The sequence below is a fragment of the Arthrobacter sp. GCM10027362 genome (assembly GCF_042679445.1).
GTDB lineage: Bacteria > Actinomycetota > Actinomycetes > Actinomycetales > Micrococcaceae > Crystallibacter.
In genome coordinates this window covers 1-19,501 of record NZ_JBHTML010000068.1, presented here as the reverse complement: position 1 = coordinate 19,501, position 19,501 = coordinate 1, and the positions used below count along the sequence as shown (strand labels likewise).

The window sequence follows — 19,501 nt, the reverse complement described above, 5'->3', positions numbered from 1 at the left end:
GGCCGGCGCGGCGAGCAGCTGCACCCCGGCCACGGCCACCGCCAGCCGACGCAGGAAGGCAGGGCTGGCGGCAAAGGAGAACGCGGCCAGCCGTGTGTGGCCTGCCCGGTGCAGCAGGGCCCCGGCCACTGCCAGCAGCAGACCGAGGACCCACCAGAGGAGGACCGCCAGTCCGGCGGCGGCGGCCACCAGGCCCAGCAGCCTGGGATAACTGTGCACCGGCTGTCCGGACCCCGTCCAATACTCCCGGCCGATCAGCCAGCCGGCCCAGAGCAGCGCCGCGCTGCAGCCCGGCACCAATACTGCAGTGACGGCGTCACCGCTGCGCAGGGCCTTCGCCTGCCGGTGCGCGGCCGGGCCTTGGGCCGGTCCTGCCTGTGGTCTTGCCGTTGCCTTCATAGGATGCTCCTGCGGTCGGACGACATGTACGACTTGGCGCTGTTTGGCCTTGTTTGCTTTTATTTGGCAGCAGTAGATTACCGCTGGTCCATATGCTTGCATTGGGCTTGGACGGTTGTAAAGGGTTTGATGCCATTTGACGCGGTTTGATGTCCGCTCCTAGGCTGGCGGCATGCGATGGGATGCGTTGTTCGCCGACCTTGAGGCGCAGCTTTACTCCGCCGGACAACTGGCCTTGGAGACGGAAACCAACGAGCGGGCGCGGATGGACCAGGCAGCCCTTGCTTTGACGGACCGCCTGCGCGGACAGCTCGGGGCGGCCCTGCGGGTCCGGCTGGCCGGTGGTGTGGACTTTGACGGCCAGCTCTCGCATGTCGGGTCGACCTGGATCGTGCTCGATGAACCCACGCGCAGCGTGCTGGTCACGCTGGACGCGGTCCAGCTGGTCGAGGGCCTGGGACGCTCGACAGTGCCGCAGGATCCCGGTCGTCCGCAGCGGCTGGGGCTGGCTTCGGCGCTGCGCGCACTGGCGCGGGACCGGGAAGAGGTGTTGCTGTACCTGTCGCCCGGCCGGGACGGCGGCTTCCGGACGATCGCGGGAACCGTCGACAGGGTAGGCAAGGATTTCCTGGAAATAGCCGCCGTCCCCCTCGGCGAGGCCCGCCGCGCAGGCAATGTCCGGGGCGTCTACGCGGTGCCCTTCAATGCCGTGGCGGCGGTGGCCTCCGCCCGGCGGTCCTGACCGCGGGCCGGCTCAGCTGCCGCGGCCGGTCTTGGCCTCCTCGATGAGCTTGCGGGTTTGGGCGTATTTTTCCTGGATGTACTTCTCCAGCATGTCCTGTTCCACGCGCCACTGGCCGCGGCCGCCGACCTGGATGGCGGGAAGTTCCCCGCTGCGCACCAGGGCGTAGGTCTGGGAGGAGGAGATCTTCAGCTCCTCGGCAACATCGGTGAGCGTGAGGAACCGTGGCATGATGCCCTCCTTGGCTGGACGTCGGAATGCCGTTACGGGCAATAATAGCGATTATGGCACCGTTTGACTCTGTTTGACCCCTAACGGCCCCACTTGTGGACAGCCGCCGCGGCCGGGACGGCTCCCGCTTGATTTTCCGGCCCTGTGCACAAGAATGGTGACAGCCTCACCCTGCCGGCGGAACAGTCTTGGACGACCGTGGGGGCTTGTCCTTCCCCGGCCGGATGCCAGCAAGGGGGACCTTTATGAGCTCTGCGCCCGACCCATCCGTGCCCGCGCTCCGGTTGCAGCAGCCGTCATGGAAGGATCCCCGGCTGCTGATTGGAATTCTGCTGGTGCTGGCCTCGCTGGCCGGAGTCACCGCCTTGGTTTCCAGCGCGGACAAGACGGTGCCGATGCTGGCCGCCAAGGAGCAGATCGCCGTCGGCACACCTTTGGCCGCGGAGGATTTCGTCGTCGTGGATGCCCGGCTGGGTGACCTGGAAGGCGCCTACCTGCGCGCGGCGGACCCAATGCCGGCGAACGCGGTGGCCACTTCGCTGCTGCGCCCCGGCGAGCTGGTGCCGCGGTCGGCCCTGGGCCGGGCGGACGAACTGGACCGCAAGCCGGTGGGACTGCCGGTCGACAGCCCGCTGCCCGACGGCGCCGGACCGGGGGCGCGTGTGGACGTCTGGGTGGCGCTGCCGGACGCCCGCAACGGCTTCGGCGAGCCTCAGCTGCTGCTGGAAGCTGCCGAGATTTCCCAGCTGACCCGCCCGTCCTCGGCCTTGGGCGGGCTCCAGCCCGAGCAGCTGCACGTGCTGGTCCCGGATTCGAAGATGGCCGTGCTGCTTCATGCCCTCTCCAACGGCGCCAGAATCAACGTCGTGCTCAACCCGGGCAGCGCCTCGTGAGCATCCCGGTCGTTACCGTCGGGGAGGGGCCGAACGACTTCGTCGGCGGGCTTGAGCGGCTGCACGGCCCGGTGACGGTGGTCCGGCGCTGCACCGAGCTGGCGGAATTGATGGCGGCCTGCCAAAGCGGGCTTGCCCGGGCGGCGATTATTGCCTCGGGCAGCGCCGAGTTGGGCGTTGCCCTGCTCGAACGCCTCCACGGTGCCGGCGTCGCCGTCGTCGTACTGACCGACGACGGCGACGAGCAGCGCCGTCTCGAGGCGCTGGGCGTGCGTCATGGTGGTCACGGCTTGGCCCCCGAGGCACTGGCCGAGCTGGTGGCGGACGCGGTGCGCAGCGCGGAGGACAAGCCGGCGCCCGGTGGTCCGCATACGGGCCATGCGGATCCGGCGGCCGCACTGCAGCCGATGCCCGCCGGGTTCGCTGCCCAGGAGCCGGCCCGGGACGGGGAAGGGGCCGGCGGGGAGGTCATCGCCGTCTGGGGTCCGGCGGGCGCGCCGGGGCGGACCCTGCTGGCAGTCAACCTGGCCGCCGAATATGCCGCGGCCGGCCGACGGGTGTTGCTGGTGGATGCGGACACCTACGCAGCCGGCGCCGCGACCTATCTGGGCCTGCTGGACGAATCGGCTGCCCTGGCCCATGCCTGCCGGCTGGCAGACCAGGGGCTGTTGGATGCCCCGACGCTGGAGCGGGCCACGGTCAAGGTCGCCGTCTCGGGGGCGCCGCTGATGGTGCTGACCGGGATCACACGCGCAGACCGGTGGCCCGAAATCCGCTCCGGTGCGCTGGGCACCGTCCTGGCGCTGGCCCGCCAGCTGGCGGATATCACAGTGGTCGATTGCGGGTTCTGCCTCGAAAGCGACGAGGAGCTGAGCTTCGATACGCTGGCGCCGCGGCGCAATGCGGCCACCTTGCGGAGCCTGGAACTGGCGGACACCGTGCTGGCCGTGGGGGCGGCCGATGCGCTCGGTGTCCCGCGGCTGGTGCGGGCCCTGGCCGAACTTGGGCAGGCCGTGCCCTCGGCAGCGCCCCAGGTGGTGCTCAACCGGGTTCGGCCGGGGTCCGTGGGCCGCAGCCCCGAGCGGCAGCTGCGTGAAGCCTGGGAGCGGTTTGCTCCCGGCCACCGGATCCGGGCCTGCCTGCCGGCGGACTTTGCGGCCGCGGACGCGGCACTGCTGGGCGGTTCCGTGCTGCTGGAAACCGCACCGGACTCGGCGCTGCGGCAGGCTATCGTGCTGCTGGCCGGCCTGGCCGAACCGGCCCGCCGCGGCAGCCTGCTGCGCCGGAAGCCAGCAAAAGTGAAGTTTTGATGTGGTGGGACTAGGCTAGGGCTTGCGGCCGCAACGGAGCGGACCGTAACCATCTAGCGGAGGCTTATTCCATGTCGTCTGGATCCAGCGTGGCGGATCTGTTGGGTTCTGAGCAGTTTGCCGATGAATTCATCGCGAATTACTACGAGCATCTTGCCCCGGAGGATGCGGAGAACTACACGCCGGAGGTGCTTCAACGGCGGGCGTATGCACACCGGGAACTGGCCCAGCGCAGGGCGGATGGCCAGGCGGTGGTCCGGATCTTTAACGAAGAGCATGCCAGCGTCGTCATGATCGTCACCGATGACATGCCGTTCCTGGTGGACTCGGTGATGGCCGAGATCGTCCGGCAGGAGGTGGCCATCCGGCTGCTCACCCATCCGATCTTCATAGCCACGCGCAACCGCGAAACCCACGAACTGGTGGACCTGCGCCGGGTGCCGGCCCATACCGGCCTTTCCAGCGGCGATACCGCCGCACTGCCGAGCCTGTCGGCGCAGTCGGCCAGCCCCGAGAATGCCACCTTCGTCGAATCCTGGATCGCCGTGGAGACGGAGAAGATTGGCAGCGAGGAGCGGGAGCAGCAGCTGGTCGCCGGGCTGCTGCGGATCCTTGAGGACGTCCGGGTCTCGGTGCAGGACTGGCCGGCCATGCGCCGCAAGGTGCGGGAAATCGCCGATTCGTTGGACTCGATTGTCGGAGCGGAGCAAATCCCGGACCTGCACGAGGCCAAGGCCCTGCTGAACTGGCTCGACGAGGGTAACTTTACGTTCCTGGGCTTCCGCGAGTACGACCTGATCACCCAGGACGGCGAGGACGTGCTCGCGGCGCGCGAAGGCAGCGGCCTGGGCATCATGCGCCAACACGCAGAGGGCCGGCACATCCACCACCTGACCGAGGCCGGCCGGGCCAAGGCCCGGGAGAAGCGGATCCTGGTGCTGACCAAGGCCAATTCGCGCTCCACCGTCCACCGCGCCGCCTACCTGGACTACATCGGCGTCAAGCGGTTTGACGCGCAGGGCAATGTCGACGGCGAGCGCCGGTTCATCGGCTTGTTCGCCACCAGCGCCTACAACAGTTCGGTGCATTCGGTGCCGATCGTGCGCAAGAAGGTTGAGGCGGTGCTGCGCCGCTGCGGCTTCCCGCCGGATTCGCACTCGGGCAAGGATCTGCTGGCGATCCTGGAAACTTATCCGCGGGACGAGATCTTCCAAATGGAGGAGGCGGAACTGGCCGATACCGCCATGGCCATCCTGCGGCTGCAGGAGCGCCGGCGCACCCGGCTGTTCCTGCGCCAGGACATTTACGGCCGGTTCGTGTCGGCGCTGGTGTTCCTGCCACGCGACCGGTATACCACCGCCGTGCGCCGGCGCATCGAGGACGAGCTGCGGCGGACCTTCAATCCGGAGTCGATCGACTATGAGGCGCGGCTGACCGAGTCCGCGCTGGCCCGGCTCTTCTTCCGGATCCGGCTGCCACGCGGGTCCCAGCTGGTGCAGGTGGACACCGCGAGCCTGGAACGCCGGCTGGCCGACGCCACCCGGTCCTGGGGCGAGGGCGTCACCAAGGTGATCCGCAGCAAGTACGACGGCGAGCGTGCCGAGCGGCTGGCCGAGCGGTGGATGGAGGCCTTCCCGGCCACCTACCGGGTGGACTTCGAGGTCGAGGACGCCCTGGAAGACATCGAACGGTTCGAAAGCTTCGCCGCCGAAGGCGGGGCCGCTCCGATCATGCACGTCTATGTTCCTTCAGGGGTTCAGGACCGGGACGAGGATGCCCGGCTCAAGCTCTACCTGACCGAACCGAAGTCGTTGAGCCAGATCCTGCCGGCGCTGCAGAACCTTGGGTTGGAGGTGCTGGACGAACGCCCGTTCGAGATCAAGACCGCCGACGGGGCCGGATTCTTCCTGTACGACCTGGGCCTGAAGTACCCCGAGGCCGTGGCGCCGGAGGCGACCGGCGAACTGCTCGGGGCGGCCTTTTCCGCTGTCGATACCGGCCAGAGCGAGTCGGACGGCTTCGACCGGTTGATCCTGCGCGAGCGGATCGACTGGCGGCAGGTGGCGGTGCTGCGCAGCTACGCCAAGTACATGGTCCAGCTCGGGCATGCCAGCTCCTACGGCTTCGTGGCGGACACCCTGCTGGCCAACCCGGACGTGGTGCATGCGCTGCTGAAGCTGTTCAATGTCAGCTTCCATCCGGACCTGTCGGCGGACACCCGGCCGGCGCAGATGGCCCGGGCCCGGGCCGAGCTGGACGCCGGGCTGCAGGCGATTCCGACGCTGGACGCCGACCGCGCGCTGCGCACGCTGGCCAACATTATCGAGGCCACGCTGCGCACCAACTACTTCCAGCACAAGCCGTACATGAGCTTCAAGCTTAGCCCGCAGCGGATCGACGGCGCGCCCTTCCCACGGCCCAAGTACGAGATCTGGGTCTACTCGCCCCAGGTCGAGGGGGTGCACCTGCGTTTCGGCGAGGTGGCGCGCGGCGGGCTGCGCTGGTCCGATCGGCGCGAGGACTTCCGCACCGAAATCCTCGGCCTGGTCAAGGCCCAGACGGTCAAGAACGCCGTCATCGTCCCGACGGGGGCCAAGGGCGGCTTCTTCGCCAAGCGGCTGCCGGACCCGACGGTGGACCGCGCGGCCTGGCTTGCCGAGGGGCAGGCCAGCTACCGAACCTTCATCCGCGGCCTGCTGGACCTGACCGACAACCTGGTCCGCACCCCGCAGGGCATGCGCGTAGTGCCGCCGCCGCGGGTGGTGCGCTACGACGGCGACGACACCTACCTGGTGGTGGCCGCGGATAAGGGCACGGCCAGCTTCTCGGACATCGCCAACGAGATCTCGTTTGAATACGGGCACTGGCTCGGGGACGCGTTTGCCTCGGGCGGATCCGTGGGGTACGACCATAAAGCCATGGGCATCACGGCCCGGGGCGCCTGGGAATCGGTCAAGCGCCACTTCAGCGAGCTGGGCGTGGACACCCAGGCCGAGGACTTTACCGTGGCCGGCATTGGGGACATGAGCGGGGACGTATTCGGCAACGGCATGCTGCTCTCGGAGCACATCCGGCTGGTGGCGGCCTTCGACCACCGGCACATCTTCCTGGACCCGGACCCGGACCCGGCAGTGTCCTTCGCCGAGCGCCGGCGCCTGTTCAAGCTGCCCAGGTCCTCCTGGGCCGACTACGATGCCGCGCTGATCAGCGACGGCGGCGGTGTCTACCCGCGAACGGTCAAAGCCATCCCGCTCTCGGACCGGGTGCGCCAGGTGCTCGGCCTGGATGCCTCGGTGGAGTCCATGAGCCCGCCGGAGCTGCTCCGGGCCATCCTGCAGGCGCCGGTGGACCTGCTCTACAACGGCGGCATCGGCACCTACGTGAAGGCCTCGACCGAGACCAACGCCGAAGTGGGGGACAAGGCCAACGACGCGATCCGGGTGGACGGCAGGATGCTGCGGGCCAAGGTGGTCGGCGAAGGCGGGAACCTGGGCATGACCCAGCGCGGCCGCATCGAGGCGGCGCTGAACGGAGTCATCCTCAACACCGATGCCATCGACAATTCCGCCGGCGTCGACTGCTCGGACCACGAGGTGAACATCAAGATCCTGCTCGACCAGCTGATCGCAGCCGGGAAGTTCCCGGCCGCCGAGCGGACCCAGCTGCTGGAGTCCATGACGGACGAGGTCGGCCGGCTGGTGCTGGCGGACAACGTGGACCAGAACGTGCTGCTGCTCAACGACCGCCAGGGCGTCATCGAGTGGAGCCCGAGCTACGAGCGCCTCATGGATTCGCTCGAGAGCCGCGGCGAACTGGACCGGGAGCTGGAGGCACTGCCCACCACGCAGGAACTGCGCGAACGGATCGCCGCCGGCCAGGGGCTGACCTCCCCGGAACTGGCCGTGCTCGCGGCCTATGCGAAGATCGAACTGGCCCGCGCGCTGACCGCCAGCGACCTGGCCGACGACCCATACTTCGACAAGATCCTGCGCGGGTACTTCCCGCGGCAGCTGGTGGAGCGCTTCGGTGACGAGATGCACCTGCATCCGCTGCGCCGGGAAATCATTGCCACCGTGGTGGCCAACGACATGATCAACATGGGCGGCATTACGTTCGTTTACCGGGCGATGGAGGAAACAGCCGTGTCCCAGGCGACCCTCGCTCGGGCGTTCGTGGCCCTGCGCGAGATCTACGAGCTGGACAAGTTCATGCACGCCGTGAACGATCTTCCCGCCAGCTTCCCGACCAAGATCTGGACTACGGTGCACCTGGACATGCGCCGGCTGCTGGACCGGGCCGTGCGCTGGTTCGCCAACCATGTCGGCCACGGCACGCCGGTGTCCGAGAGCATCGCCGCCTTCAAGCCGCTGATCGACCCGCTGCGGACCAGGCTGGTGCACTACCTGCGGGGCAACGACCTGGCCCGCGTGCGCGAATGGCTGGCGACTGCCGAGGGCTGGGGGCTGCCGGAGTCGCTCGCGCACCACTGGGCGGAGCAGTTCGAAAGCTTCGGCCTGCTCGACGTCGCGCGCATCGCCGCGCGGATCGAGGAGCCGGTGGACCACGTGGCCCACGTCTACTACACCGTCTACGACCGGTTCGATGTCGACTCGCTGCTGGTCCGCATCACCAACCTGCCGCGCACGGACCGCTGGCAGGCTCTGGCCCGGGCCGCCATGCGCGACGACCTGTACCAGACGGTGACGGACATGACCACGTCGATCATGCATTCGACGCTGTCCAGCCTGCCGGCGGAGGACCGGCTGCACCAGTGGGAAAGCGCCAACACCGAGAGCATCCAGCGCGCCAGCAATATGCTGGAAGAAGTCAACAAACTGGATCAGGACGACATGGCCTCCCTGTCCGTGGCCCTTCGCCTGATGCGCTCGATCGTACGGAGGTAATTTGGCCATCTTCACGGACCCCATCAAGGACTACGCGGAGTTCGGGCCCGGGGATGCCGAATGGCTTCATCTGCTCGTCGGCGACTGGCAGCTCATCGCCGATCTGGCGTTCGCCGACCTGGCGCTGTGGTTCCCCACACCGGACGGCAGCTACGTGGCCCTGGCCCATGTGCGTCCCTCCACCACCCACACGGTGTTCCACAGCGACTTCGTGGGGGAGCGGATTCGCGCCGACCTGAAACCGCTCGTGGACCTGGCCCGGCAGACCCAGACCATCGAACGCTCCCGCGAATCCGACTGGACCACGGAAATGGCCATGCGTGTCGAGGCCGTGCCGATGGTGCGCAACGGGCGGACCCTGGCGATCATCACCTCGCACATGGACCTGTCCAGCTCCCGGATGCCGTCACGGCTGGAACTGACCTACCGGCAGTGCGCCTACGACCTGCTGCACATGTGCACGTTGGGGCTGTGGCCCGATTTTGCCTCGCCCACGGGCTCGCGGCGCGGCGCTCCGCGCGTCGGTGACGGGCTGATCCGGATGGACGCCGAAGGCATCGTGCAGTATGCCAGCCCCAACGGCGTTTCGGCCTTCCGCCGGCTCGGCGACGTCGAATCGCTGGAAGGACGCTCACTGGCGGAAATCACCACCGGCCTGCTCAAGGACCGGCGGATGGTGGATGAAACCCTGCCGCTGGTGGTGACCGGACGCATGCCCTGGCGCACCGAAATTGAATCGCGCGGGGTGAGCCTGTCCCTGCGGGCGATCCCGCTGCGCAACGAGACCGAGCGTTTCGGTGCCCTGGTGCTTTGCCGGGACGTGTCCGAGCTGCGGCGCCGGGAAATGGAGCTGGTCTCCAAGGACGCCACCATCCGCGAGATCCACCACCGGGTGAAGAACAATCTGCAGACAGTGGCGGCCCTGCTGCGGATGCAGTCGCGGCGGATGGTCAGCGACGAGGCCAAGCAGGGGCTCGAGCAGGCGATGCGCCGGGTGGCCACGATCGCCTTGGTGCACGAGACGCTCTCGCAGGGGCTGGCCCAGAACGTGGACTTCGACGAACTGATCGGCCGCCAGTTCCGGCTGTCCGCCGAGGTGGCCTCGCCTTCGCAGAAGGTGCGCACCGAACGCAGCGGGGACTTCGGTGAACTGCCCAGCGAATTCGCCACTCCGCTGGCGCTGGTCATCAACGAGCTGGTGACCAATGCCGTGGAACACGGGCTGCATGACCGCAAGGGCACCGTGTGGCTGACGGCCAGCCGGAAACGGCGCGAGGACAATGCTGAGGTCCTCAACGTCTGTGTGGCCGACGACGGCGTCGGGCTTCCGGAGGAGAACGGCAGGGAGGGCCTTGGCCTGCAGATTGTCCGGACCTTGGTGACCAGCGAACTGGGCGGAAGCATCGAATGGAAGCCGAGGGCGGGCGGTGGTACCCGTGTGGAGATCAGCCTGGTTCTCGACCACGCCCCGGCCGGTTCGGGATGAGGCTCCTGGCGTCGGGCTCGGCTGACAGGCCGAAGGCCGCCTCCGGAGAACCGGCGGCGGCCTTCGAGGGGCTGTTGCCCGTCAGGACATCCAGTGCCCGGAGCTGTTGCCCCGGTTCAGGAGGCGCGGCGGGCGCGCGCGGCGCGGCGCTTCAGGGCGCGGCGCTCATCCTCGCTCATGCCGCCCCAGACGCCGGCATCCTGACCGGATTCGAGGGCCCATTGCAGACACGTGTCGATCACCGGGCAGCGGCGGCAAACGCTCTTGGCCTCCTCGATTTGGATCAGGGCCGGGCCGGTGTTTCCCACCGGGAAAAACAGCTCCGGATCCTTGTCGAGGCACGCCGCGCGGCTACGCCAATCCATCTGATCACTTACTCCTTTTTAGGACGTGGCCCGTTGAATAGTTCTGGTGAAAACACTCACGAGTGGGCCCATAGTAAAGGGGGCTGCGCAAGCCCCCGGATTAGTTCAGAAACCAGCGTTTCATGTTAAATCTGTGTAAACAAGGGCTGCCGCGGACTTAATGCCCGGCAACCGTGAGTCATTCATCACACGGACCTTCGGCACCCTGTCGGGCGAGGTCCGCCTGCATTCGACCCATGCTTTCAGCCGTTCGGGAAGGCTGCTATTTGACTATCTAAGGTAGGGTGCCAATGTGTCAATACCTTCGTCCGCTTCCAGCCCCGTGAAGCGCCCGGCCGCCATCACGATCATTTCCCTGGCAGTTGTTTTCGAAGCGCTGCTGCTGCTGGCAGCGGCGGCATGGTTTGTCACCGGCCTGCTGACCCAACGGCCGGTTTCCATGGGCGGGGCGGTTTTCCAGCTGGTACTGCTCCTGCTCTTTGCCGGGTGGCTGCTGGCCGTCGGCCATTTCCTGTTCCGCGGCTACCGCTGGACCCGGGCGGCAGCGGTGGTTTGGCAGGTGTTCATGATCGTTCTGGCCGTGCCGACGCTCAATGCCGGACAGGTGGTGCTGGGGCTGGTCCTGTTGGTGCCGGCGGTCCTCGTGGCGGCGCTGATCTTCGTGAAGCCCGTGACGGATTATCTGGTCAAGGGATCCGCCCAGCGGGCGCTGTAGCGTTCCGGAGCCGGCTCAGGCCTGCCGCCGGCTGTCCGCCAACGCGAACTGGACCGCTGTCGCGCGGCCGTGCTCGATCCGGTAGCCCCGGCCCGGCGGCGCCCATTCTGCTTCCAACCTGATGCCGAAAAAATCCGCGTCGGACGGCGAGCGGGGCGCGAGCACGAGCCCCCAGGCGGCGGACCGTGCCTGCAGCGCCAGCGGCACCTGCTGGAGCAGGTTTACCCCCGGGGTGGCAGTGAGGACCGCAGCGGCTCCGCCCGCCACCAGTTCGCCCAGCCGCCGGTGCGCACCCGGGCCGAGGCGGTGCGCGTCGTCCACGAGCAGGACGGCGTCCGGGCCGGGACCGGGGAGCTGTTCCCAATAGTCGTCCGGGGCACAGCCCGGGCCGGGCCGGCAGAGGAGGCCGTCCCGGCCAAGGCGCGCAGCGAGCAGCTCCATGAGGTTGCTCTTGCCGCTGCCGGCCCCGCCGAGGACCAGGTACACCTCGCCGGGGCGCAGCGGCAGCAGCGAAGGCTGCAGCTCATCGCCCTCCACCCCGAGCACCGGGTCCGTGCCGTGTCCCGGCTCCCTGCCAGGGACTGCTGCCGGGAGGGCTGCGGCGGGGACCAGCTCGGGCAGGGCCTCGACCCGGAACGGGCGCCGTGCAGGCGGCACGGGCTCGGGGACCTGCCGGGGCATGGCGGCCAGCTGCGCCACGGCATCGTGGCCGCCGGAAATCCGGCCTTGGACCAGGGCTCTTCCGGGCAGCGGATCCATCGGGGGAAGCCGCGGCCAGGCCAGCCGGGTTTCAGGGCTGGAACCGGCCGGAAGGAAGCACCTGTTCGGCACCAGCCCGAAGAACCTGGCGGAGACCAGCTCCCGGTCCCCGGCCATGGCCAGGCAAACCCGGGCCGTGCCGCCGTCGCGGGCGATCTCCTGCAGGTATTCTTCGGCCCGGGCGAGCCTGCCGTTGCGGAACGCGCTCAGCCACCGCCCCCACCCGCTGACCAGCAACACCAGCGGAACCGGCGCCCGGGCACCGGATGCCGGGCCTGCCGGCCCGGGAGCCGCCCCCAGCCGCCCGGCGACCTCGGCGGCCAGCCTGCGCAGCACCCGGGCACCACGCTCGGTCTCCTGCGGTCCTACATAGGCCCCAATCCGTCCCGCGCCGGCCAGCCGGCCCAGTGATCCGTCCCCGTCCAACAGATAGCAGTGCCGCTCCGCGGTGTCGGCCAGCAGGGCCGTCCCCAGCCACTGCAGCAGGCTCCGTGCCCCGCCGGCCTCGGAGCCGAGCAGGCACAGATGCCCGTCCCGTTCGGGCAGCCAGCGCAGGTCGGCCTGCCGCTGCTCGTCCGGAAGATCGAGCAGGCCAAGGCCGATGCCGGAACGGGCCGGCCCCGAACCCGACAGTGCGGATCCGGCAGGCGGGACCGGGTCCAGTTCGCGGGGCAGGGGCGGCGCCAGGACCCGGCCGGAGCCTCCACCCTCCAGCGGCGCCGCGGCGGTCCGGGCCTGTGCCGCCAGCTCCCCGATCCAGTCCGGTTCCGGCACTGTCCGTGCAACCGGCGCCACCGCGGCCGGGTCCGACAGCCAGCCGGCCAGGGTCTGCACGGCGGGACTGCCGGCGGTCGGTGGTTCGCCGCGCTCCGCGCAGGCGGATTGGAACAGGACGGGCGCGCCGCCGGCAATGCGCAGGTAGGCCCGTCCCGGGGTGTCCGCGCCAATCGAGGCAGCCACCGGCGTGCCCAGGACATCGGACGAGTCCAGCCCGTGCTGCACCCGCAGTGCAATGGCGGCATTGACATTGGCCCGGATATCCGAGGTAACCGCGCCCTGGGGCCGCTGCGTGGCCATGACCAGGTGGATGCCCAGGGACCGGCCGAGTGCGGCGATGCGCATCAGCTCCGGAACCGCGTCCGGCACCTCGTCGGCCAGCATCCGGAATTCGTCGATGACGACCACCAGCCGCGGCAGGGTGCCCGCGGCGCAATCGGCGATGTCCCGGGCGGCCAGGCGGGCCAGGGCGCTTTCGCGGCGCCGGACCTCGGCGCGCAGCCAGCGCAGCGCCCGGCTGACGTTTTCCACCGAGAGGTCGGTGAGCATGCCGGCGGCATGCGGCAGTTCCGCGAGGGGTCCCAGGCCGGCGCCGCCCTTGAAATCCACCAGCAGGAAGTTCACCTGCAGCGGCGAATAGTTGACGGCAAGACCGAGCACCAGGCTGCGCAGCAGCTCCGACTTGCCGGACCCCGTGGTGCCGGCGACCAGCAGGTGCGGACCGTCCGCAGCCAGGTCCAGGGACAGCTGCCCGGCCGCGGTGCAGCCGATCACCGCGGTTAGGTCACGCCGGTGCCCGTGCTGCCGCCAGTTGTCCGCCATGCCGGTGCCCGGCAGGGTTTTCCCCAGCGGGAACCTGAGCGGGATTTCTCCGGCTTCAGGTGCGCTGCGGCGTCCGCCGGCCGCTGCCAGCCGCGCAAACCGGTCCAGCGTGTCCGGCGCCACCAGGTCGGCAACGAAGTCCAGTCGCTGCCGGTCCTGCACCAGTGTGGCCCGGCCGCGCCCGAGGGTGACGACGGCGGGAACCGGCGGCGGGACAACTTCCGGCGCGGACTTGCCGTGCAACGGCGCCGCCTGCGGCGTAGGAGGTGCCGGGACAGGGACAGCCGGTGCGGCCTGGATCCCGCCGCTGAACCGTATGACGGCCGGTACGCCTTCCTGGCCGGGGGGAAGCGGCAGCTCGGCGGCGCTGCCGGTCAGCAGCAGCACCGTGCTTCTGCCGGCGCTATCCGGTATCTTTGCCGGCAGCTGGCCGCCGCCGGCGAGTTCGACGCCCGGAATGAACCGGGCGGAGGCGGGCAACCGCTCCGGATCGCCGCAGCAAATGACCCGGAGGGCGGAGTCCATGGTGCGCCGGCCCAGCTGCAGCAGGCAGCAGCGGAGCATGCCGTCCAGGTCCCTGCCGCTGCCGCGGACCTCCAGTTCCCGCACCGCCAGCAGGTCAACCAGGACCGGGGCCTGCGCCACGATGGGCTGCTCCGGCTCCGCGGATCCGGCGGGCGTCCCGATATGGGCCGGCTGGTCCGCCACCCCCAGTCTCAGCCAGACATGCCGCGGCGGCCCTGGCTCCCGGCCGGGGATCTCGACCGGCTCCAGCAGGCCGTAGAGCAGCCTGGCCGGATCCGGTGCGGCGCAGCGCCGCCGTTGCTCGTCGGCGGCCGCGGCCGCGGCGACGGCTTCCCACCAGGTCCGGCGTTGTTTCCTGCCCGCGCCGTAGGGAATGGCTGCCGCGGCCAAGGAGACCGCGCTGAAGGCCAGGAAGAACCACATCCCGGTGGCCACGGCCAGCGCCAGCCCGGCCAGCAGCGGCAGCCCCGCCATGAGCAGCGCCATCCGGCCGCGGGTGTCCGGCGGCCGGGCCCGGATTTCCACCGGGTGGGCCAAATCCTCATCGGGGGTGAAGGGCCCCGGCGGCTCGCTTCCGGCGAGCAGGCGGAGCCGGGAACCGCCGGCCAGGACCGTCAGCCCCGTGTCCAGTTCGGTATGTCCGGTCCGTGCGCTGCCCACGGAGAGGCCGTTGGCGGAGCCGTCATCCCGGAGCCGGACGGCCTGCCCGGTGACCTCCAGCACCGCATGATGGCGGGACAGCAGCGGATCATCAATGCCGAGACCGCAGTCCCTCCTGCCCAGCACATGCCGTCCGCGCCGCAGTGCGAAAATTCGGCCCGCGTCCGGACCTCCGGTGACGGCCAGGGCCAGGATCGGGCGTCCGGGCCGTGCGCGGCCACGTCCGGGCACTTTCCCGCAGACGACGACGGCGCCGTTGAGCAGGGGAGCGGTCCCCGGGTCAAGGGTGTGAAGCGGCAGCCCGCCGACGCTCAGGGGCACAGGCCCAGGGGGGATCCGGTCCGCGGTGCCTTCGGTGCCGGGCCCGCGGGCAGCGGCCAGGTTCTCCTGCAGCCAGCGGGCCAGCTCCGCCGCATTCCAGTGCGCATCGTCCACCACCAGCTCGGCGTGGGCAGCCACCCACGCCGCGGCGGCAGGCGCCAGGCCCGGGGCGGCGGCCAGGGACAGATGCAGCGTCACGGTCCTCCTTAGGGCAGGAACTCCGGTTGAGCAGTTCTACCCGGGCACTCTAGGCCGGGCTGCCCTGCGGGCCCAGTCCGGCGGCGGCCGTCTGTGGATAAATCCCCCGGCCTCGTCCGAGGCGGTAACCTTGGTGGTGGCCGCAGCACCCGGAGGAGTCCGGGAAGGGCCCGGATGTCCAGAACCAAAGTCGAGAAAAAGGCCCACACCAGGTGAAGATCGCTGTCATTGCCCTTGGCAAGATCGGGCTGCCGCTGGCGGTCCAGTTCGCGTCCAAGGGGCACGAGGTAACCGGCGTCGATGTCAACCCCGTCGTCGTGGAGCAGGTCAATGCCGGGGTGGAGCCGTTTCCGGGCGAGGCCGGCCTGCAGCAGAAGCTGGCCGAGTTGGTTCCGGCCGGCAGGCTGCGCGCCACCACCGACTATGCCGCGGCCGTTCCCGGAGCCGACGCCGTGGTGCTGGTGGTTCCGCTCTTCGTTGACGAGGAGGCCCGCCCGGACTTCGGCTGGATGGATGCCGCCACTGCCGAACTGGCCCGGCACCTGACCCCGGGAACGCTGGTGTCCTACGAGACCACGCTGCCGGTGGGCACCACGCGCACCCGGTTCAAGCCCATGCTGGAAGCCGGCTCGGGCCTGTCCGAGGGCACGGACTTCCACGTGGTGTTCTCCCCGGAGCGGGTACTGAGCGGGCGGGTGTTCGCCGACCTGCGCAAATACCCCAAACTGATCGGCGGCCTCACGCCGGCCGGGGCGGCGGCCGCGACGGCTTTTTACGAGGCGGTGCTGGACTTCGACGAGCGGCCGGACCTGGCCCGGCCCAACGGGGTCTGGGACCTGGGCTCGGCCGAGGCCTCCGAGCTGGCCAAGCTGGCCGAGACCACCTACCGTGATGTCAATATCGGCCTGGCCAACCAGTTCGCCCGGTATGCGGCGACCGCCGGGATCGACATCTACGAGGTGATCGAGGCCTCCAACTCGCAGCCCTACAGCCACATCCACCAGCCCGGCATTGCCGTCGGCGGGCACTGCATCCCGGTCTATCCACGGCTGTACCTGTGGAATGATCCGGACGCGACCGTGGTGCGGGCCGCCCGCGAGGCCAATGCCGGCATGCCGGACTACACCATCGGACTGCTCGAAGGAGCCTACGGGGACCTGGCCGGGGCGCACGTGGTGGTGCTCGGGGCGGCCTACCGCGGGGGAGTGAAGGAGACGGCGTTCTCCGGGGTGTTCGGCGCGGTGGCCGCGCTGGAGTCCCGCGGCGCCGTGGCGCTGGTGCACGACCCGCTGTTTTCGGACGACGAACTGAAGGCGCTGGGATTCGTGCCCTACCGGCTCGGCGAGCCGGCGGATGCCGCCGTCGTCCAGGCCGACCATGCGGACTACCAGGACCTCGGACCGGCGGACCTGCCCGGGATCAAGGCCTTCATCGACGGCCGGCGGGTCAGCTCGGCCGGGCGGTGGGCCGGTGTGACCTACCGCGTGATCGGCAAGCCCTGAAGGCAATCCCTGAAAGGAAATACAGTATTGAGCTTCATCGCTGATTCGGCCGATGTGTCGGAGCGGGCACGGCTGGGCGAAGGCACCAAGGTCTGGCATCTGGCCCAGGTCCGCGAGGACGCCGTCCTGGGGGCCAACTGCATCGTGGGCCGCGGCGCCTACGTCGGCACCGGTGTGCAGATCGGGGAGAACACCAAGATCCAGAACTACGCGCTGGTCTACGAGCCGGCGCAGCTGGGCCGCGGGGTGTTCATCGGTCCGGCCGTGGTGCTGACCAATGACACCTATCCGCGCTCAATCTCCCCGGACGGCACGCTCAAGAGCGCCGAGGACTGGACCCCGGTGGGCGTGACGGTCGGGGACGGAGCATCCATCGGGGCCCGGGCGGTCTGCGTTGCCCCGGTGCGGATTGGCCGCTGGGCCACGGTCGCCGCCGGTGCCGTGGTGACCAGGGACGTGCCGGACTACGCGCTGGTGGCGGGGGTCCCGGCGCGGCGGGTCGGCTGGGTGGGTGAAGCGGGCCGGCCGCTGTCCGACGACGGCGGGGGCCGCTTCCGCTGCCCGGTCACCGGGCGCAGCTACATCGAAGAGGACGGCGTGCTGCGCGCCGAAGGCCGCATGGAAGACAGAGAGCAGGCATGAGCAAGGACTTCATTCCGGCGGCCAGGCCCATTATCGGTGCCGAGGAACGGGCCGCGGTCGACGCGGTGCTCGCCTCGGGCATGCTGGCCCAAGGCAGCGAGGTGGCGGCCTTCGAACAGGAGTTCTCCGCTGAACTGCTGGACGGCCGCCACACGGTGGCGGTCAACTCCGGCACGTCCGGCCTGCACCTGGGCCTGCTGGCGGCCGGCATCGGTCCCGGCGACGAGGTGATCGTCCCGTCCTTCACCTTCGCGGCCACGGCGAATTCGGTGGCCCTGACCGGGGCCACGCCGGTGTTCGCGGACATTGAACCGGAGCATTTCTGCCTCGACGCGGCCTCCGTGGCGTCGCTGATCACGGACCGGACCCGGGCCATCATGCCCGTGCACCTGTACGGCCACCCGGCGGACATGGACGCGCTCGGCGCGCTGGCCGCCGGGCGCGGGCTGAGGCTGTTCGAGGACGCCGCGCAGGCGCACGGCGCCTCGCTGCACGGCCGCCCGGTGGGCACCTTCGGCGAGTTCGCGATGTTCAGCCTGTACCCGACGAAGAACATGACTTCCGGCGAAGGCGGCATGGTTTCCACCGCGGACGACGACGTCGCCCGCCGGCTGCGCCTGCTGCGCAACCAGGGCATGGAACGCCAGTACGAGAACGAGCTGGTCGGCTTCAACGCGCGCATGACCGACCTGCATGCGGCGATCGGCCGGGTGCAGCTGCGCAAGGTCCTCGGCTGGACCGCTACCCGCCAGGCCAACGCGGCGTACCTGGGCGCCCACCTCGAAGGCGTCAGCACGCCGGCCGTCGCGGCCGGGGCGGTGCACGTCTACCACCAGTACACCATCAAGGTGGCGGCGGGGGAGCGGGACCGCTTCGCCGCCGCGCTGAAGGAGGAATACAACATCGGCTCCGGCGTGTACTACCCGGTGCCCAACCACCGGCTGCCCTCCTTCAACCGCGAGGTACAGCTGCCCAACACCGAGGCGGCGGCACGGGAGGTCCTGTCGCTGCCGGTGCACCCCTCGCTGGACGCCGAGGACCTGGACCGGATCGTCTCGGCCGTAAACGCGCTGGCCAAGGCGGGGGCCTGAGCCGTGGCGGCAGGAAACGCGCAGCAAAACGCCCGGCAGGCCAGTGACGCCGGCCAGGTCCCGGTGCTGCGCGCCGGCCTGATCGGGCTGGGCATGATGGGCCGGCACCACGCACGGGTGCTGCGCGAAACCCCGGGCGTGGAACTGGTGGCCCTGGCCGATGCCTATGGGGACCCGCACGGCGCCGCCGGAACACTGCCCCTGCTCGGCTCCGTCGAGGACCTGATCAGGGAGGGCATCGACGTTGCGGTCTGCGCCGTGCCCACCGGGCTGCACGAAGAGGTGGGCCTGGCCCTGGCCGAGGCGGGGATCCACACGCTGGTGGAGAAGCCCATCGCGGACGGCGTGGCGGCGGGCCGGCGCCTGGTCGAGGCCTTCGAGTCCCGCGGGCTCGTCGGGGCGGTGGGGCACATCGAGCGCTACAACCCGGCGCTGCAGTCGTTGCGCGCCCGGCTCGCCGCCGGAGACTTGGGCCGGGTCTACCAGATCGCCACCCGCCGGCAGGGCCCGTTTCCGGCCCGCATCGCCGACGTCGGCGTGATCAAGGACCTGGGCACCCACGACATCGACCTGAGCGCGTGGCTGGCACAGAGTACCTACGAGTCCGTCACCGCACGCACCACCTTCCAGTCCGGCCGCGAGCACGAGGATATGGTCGCCGCCACCGGGCAGCTGGCCAACGGGATCATCACCAGCCACCTGGTCAACTGGCTCTCGCCGATGAAGGAACGCGTCACGGTGGTCACCGGCGAGCGGGGCGCCTTCGTGGCGGACACCCTCACCGCGGATCTGACCCTGTACGAGAACGGCACCATCAGCACCCAGTGGGACTCGGTGGCCAACTTCCGCGGGGTCTCGGAGGGCAACGTCACCCGGCTGGCCATCGCCAAGCCCGAGCCGCTGCGGACCGAACACGAGGCCTTCCGGGATGCGGTGCTTGCCGCCCGCGGGGCACAACCGGCCACGGCGGCCGGGGCGCCGGGCGTGGTGAGCATGCGCGAGGGCCTGCAAACCCTGCGGGTGGCCGAAGCCATGATCGTCTCGGCCCGCGAGGGCCGCACCGTCCGGCTCGACGCCGGCAGCTGAACCGCCGTCGAGCCGTGCGCATCCTCGTCGCCACCCGCATTTATGCCCCGGAAGCCGGCGCCGCGGCCTACCG

13 protein-coding genes and 1 pseudogene are annotated in these 19,501 nt (G+C 69.8%); 10 read left to right on the top strand and 4 right to left on the bottom strand.

Annotated elements, in window-relative coordinates:
• A pseudogene (locus ACFQ36_RS11605) lies at positions 1-399 on the bottom strand (hypothetical protein); the annotation flags it as partial.
• A gap of 172 nt (positions 400-571) precedes the next feature.
• Between ACFQ36_RS11605 and ACFQ36_RS11600 the strand changes: the two are divergent.
• Positions 572-1,141: a hypothetical protein gene (locus tag ACFQ36_RS11600; RefSeq protein WP_377013758.1), complete on the top strand. Its 570-nt coding sequence runs from the start codon at positions 572-574 to the stop codon at positions 1,139-1,141.
• 12 nt (positions 1,142-1,153) lie between these two features.
• On the opposite strand, the gene ACFQ36_RS11595 is transcribed toward ACFQ36_RS11600, so the two are convergent.
• A complete protein-coding gene (locus ACFQ36_RS11595; RefSeq protein ID WP_377013756.1) occupies positions 1,154-1,372 on the bottom strand; it encodes a helix-turn-helix domain-containing protein in 219 nt (72 codons plus the stop codon).
• Positions 1,373-1,617: 245 nt separating this feature from the next.
• Here ACFQ36_RS11595 and ACFQ36_RS11590 point away from each other — a divergent pair, with 245 nt between their 5' ends.
• The 4 genes from ACFQ36_RS11590 (at position 1,618) to ACFQ36_RS11575 (ending at position 9,965) form a co-directional block, all read left to right on the top strand.
• Positions 1,618-2,265, top strand: a complete 648-nt coding sequence (locus tag ACFQ36_RS11590; protein ID WP_377013754.1) for a hypothetical protein — start codon at positions 1,618-1,620, stop codon at positions 2,263-2,265.
• The gene (locus tag ACFQ36_RS11585) at positions 2,262-3,575 is read left to right on the top strand and encodes a CpaE family protein (protein ID WP_377013753.1); all 1,314 of its coding nucleotides are present in this window, start codon (positions 2,262-2,264) and stop codon (positions 3,573-3,575) included. Before ACFQ36_RS11590 ends, ACFQ36_RS11585 begins: the two co-directional genes overlap by 4 nt.
• A 71-nt stretch (positions 3,576-3,646) precedes the next feature.
• Positions 3,647-8,479 carry an NAD-glutamate dehydrogenase gene (locus tag ACFQ36_RS11580; RefSeq protein ID WP_377013751.1) on the top strand — a complete coding sequence of 1,611 codons (4,833 nt, stop codon included), beginning with the start codon at positions 3,647-3,649 and terminating at the stop codon, positions 8,477-8,479.
• A 1-nt stretch (position 8,480) separates the two neighbouring features.
• Positions 8,481-9,965 (top strand): sensor histidine kinase, encoded by a 1,485-nt coding sequence (locus tag ACFQ36_RS11575; protein ID WP_377013749.1) that lies wholly within the window; start codon positions 8,481-8,483, stop codon positions 9,963-9,965.
• Positions 9,966-10,081: 116 nt separating this feature from the next.
• On the opposite strand, the gene ACFQ36_RS11570 is transcribed toward ACFQ36_RS11575, so the two are convergent.
• Positions 10,082-10,330: a WhiB family transcriptional regulator gene (locus ACFQ36_RS11570; RefSeq protein ID WP_377013747.1), complete on the bottom strand. Its 249-nt coding sequence runs from the start codon at positions 10,328-10,330 to the stop codon at positions 10,082-10,084.
• A gap of 292 nt (positions 10,331-10,622) precedes the next feature.
• Between ACFQ36_RS11570 and ACFQ36_RS11565 the strand changes: the two genes are divergently transcribed.
• The gene (locus tag ACFQ36_RS11565) at positions 10,623-11,045 is read left to right on the top strand and encodes a hypothetical protein (RefSeq protein ID WP_377013745.1); all 423 of its coding nucleotides are present in this window, start codon (positions 10,623-10,625) and stop codon (positions 11,043-11,045) included.
• 15 nt (positions 11,046-11,060) lie between these two features.
• On the opposite strand, the gene ACFQ36_RS11560 is transcribed toward ACFQ36_RS11565, so the two are convergent.
• Positions 11,061-15,107 carry an FtsK/SpoIIIE domain-containing protein gene (locus ACFQ36_RS11560; protein ID WP_377013743.1) on the bottom strand — a complete coding sequence of 1,349 codons (4,047 nt, stop codon included), beginning with the start codon at positions 15,105-15,107 and terminating at the stop codon, positions 11,061-11,063.
• 212 nt (positions 15,108-15,319) lie between these two features.
• On the opposite strand from ACFQ36_RS11560, the gene ACFQ36_RS11555 reads away from it, so the two are divergent.
• The 4 genes from ACFQ36_RS11555 (at position 15,320) to ACFQ36_RS11540 (ending at position 19,428) form a co-directional block, all read left to right on the top strand.
• Positions 15,320-16,609 (top strand): nucleotide sugar dehydrogenase, encoded by a 1,290-nt coding sequence (locus tag ACFQ36_RS11555; protein WP_377013741.1) that lies wholly within the window; start codon positions 15,320-15,322, stop codon positions 16,607-16,609.
• A 27-nt stretch (positions 16,610-16,636) separates the two neighbouring features.
• Positions 16,637-17,251, top strand: coding sequence for an acyltransferase (locus tag ACFQ36_RS11550; protein ID WP_377013739.1), 615 nt, complete (start codon positions 16,637-16,639; stop codon positions 17,249-17,251).
• Positions 17,248-18,342, top strand: coding sequence for a DegT/DnrJ/EryC1/StrS family aminotransferase (locus ACFQ36_RS11545; RefSeq protein ID WP_377013737.1), 1,095 nt, complete (start codon positions 17,248-17,250; stop codon positions 18,340-18,342). Before ACFQ36_RS11550 ends, ACFQ36_RS11545 begins: the two co-directional genes overlap by 4 nt.
• Positions 18,343-18,405: 63 nt before the next feature.
• Positions 18,406-19,428, top strand: a complete 1,023-nt coding sequence (locus tag ACFQ36_RS11540) for a Gfo/Idh/MocA family protein (protein WP_377013760.1) — start codon at positions 18,406-18,408, stop codon at positions 19,426-19,428.
• Positions 19,429-19,501: the final 73 nt, after the last annotated feature.

Bases quoted from the DNA above. Each gene is read 5' to 3' on its own strand.
- ACFQ36_RS11580 (WP_377013751.1), top strand. From the start codon at position 3,647: ATGTCGTCTGGATCCAGCGTGGCGGATCTGTTGGGTTCTGAGCAGTTT.
- ACFQ36_RS11590 (WP_377013754.1), top strand. From the start codon at position 1,618: ATGAGCTCTGCGCCCGACCCATCCGTGCCCGCGCTCCGGTTGCAGCAG.
- ACFQ36_RS11545 (WP_377013737.1), top strand. From the start codon at position 17,248: ATGAGCAAGGACTTCATTCCGGCGGCCAGGCCCATTATCGGTGCCGAG.
- ACFQ36_RS11595 (WP_377013756.1), bottom strand. From the start codon at position 1,372: ATGCCACGGTTCCTCACGCTCACCGATGTTGCCGAGGAGCTGAAGATC.
- ACFQ36_RS11600 (WP_377013758.1), top strand. From the start codon at position 572: ATGCGATGGGATGCGTTGTTCGCCGACCTTGAGGCGCAGCTTTACTCC.
- ACFQ36_RS11570 (WP_377013747.1), bottom strand. From the start codon at position 10,330: ATGGATTGGCGTAGCCGCGCGGCGTGCCTCGACAAGGATCCGGAGCTG.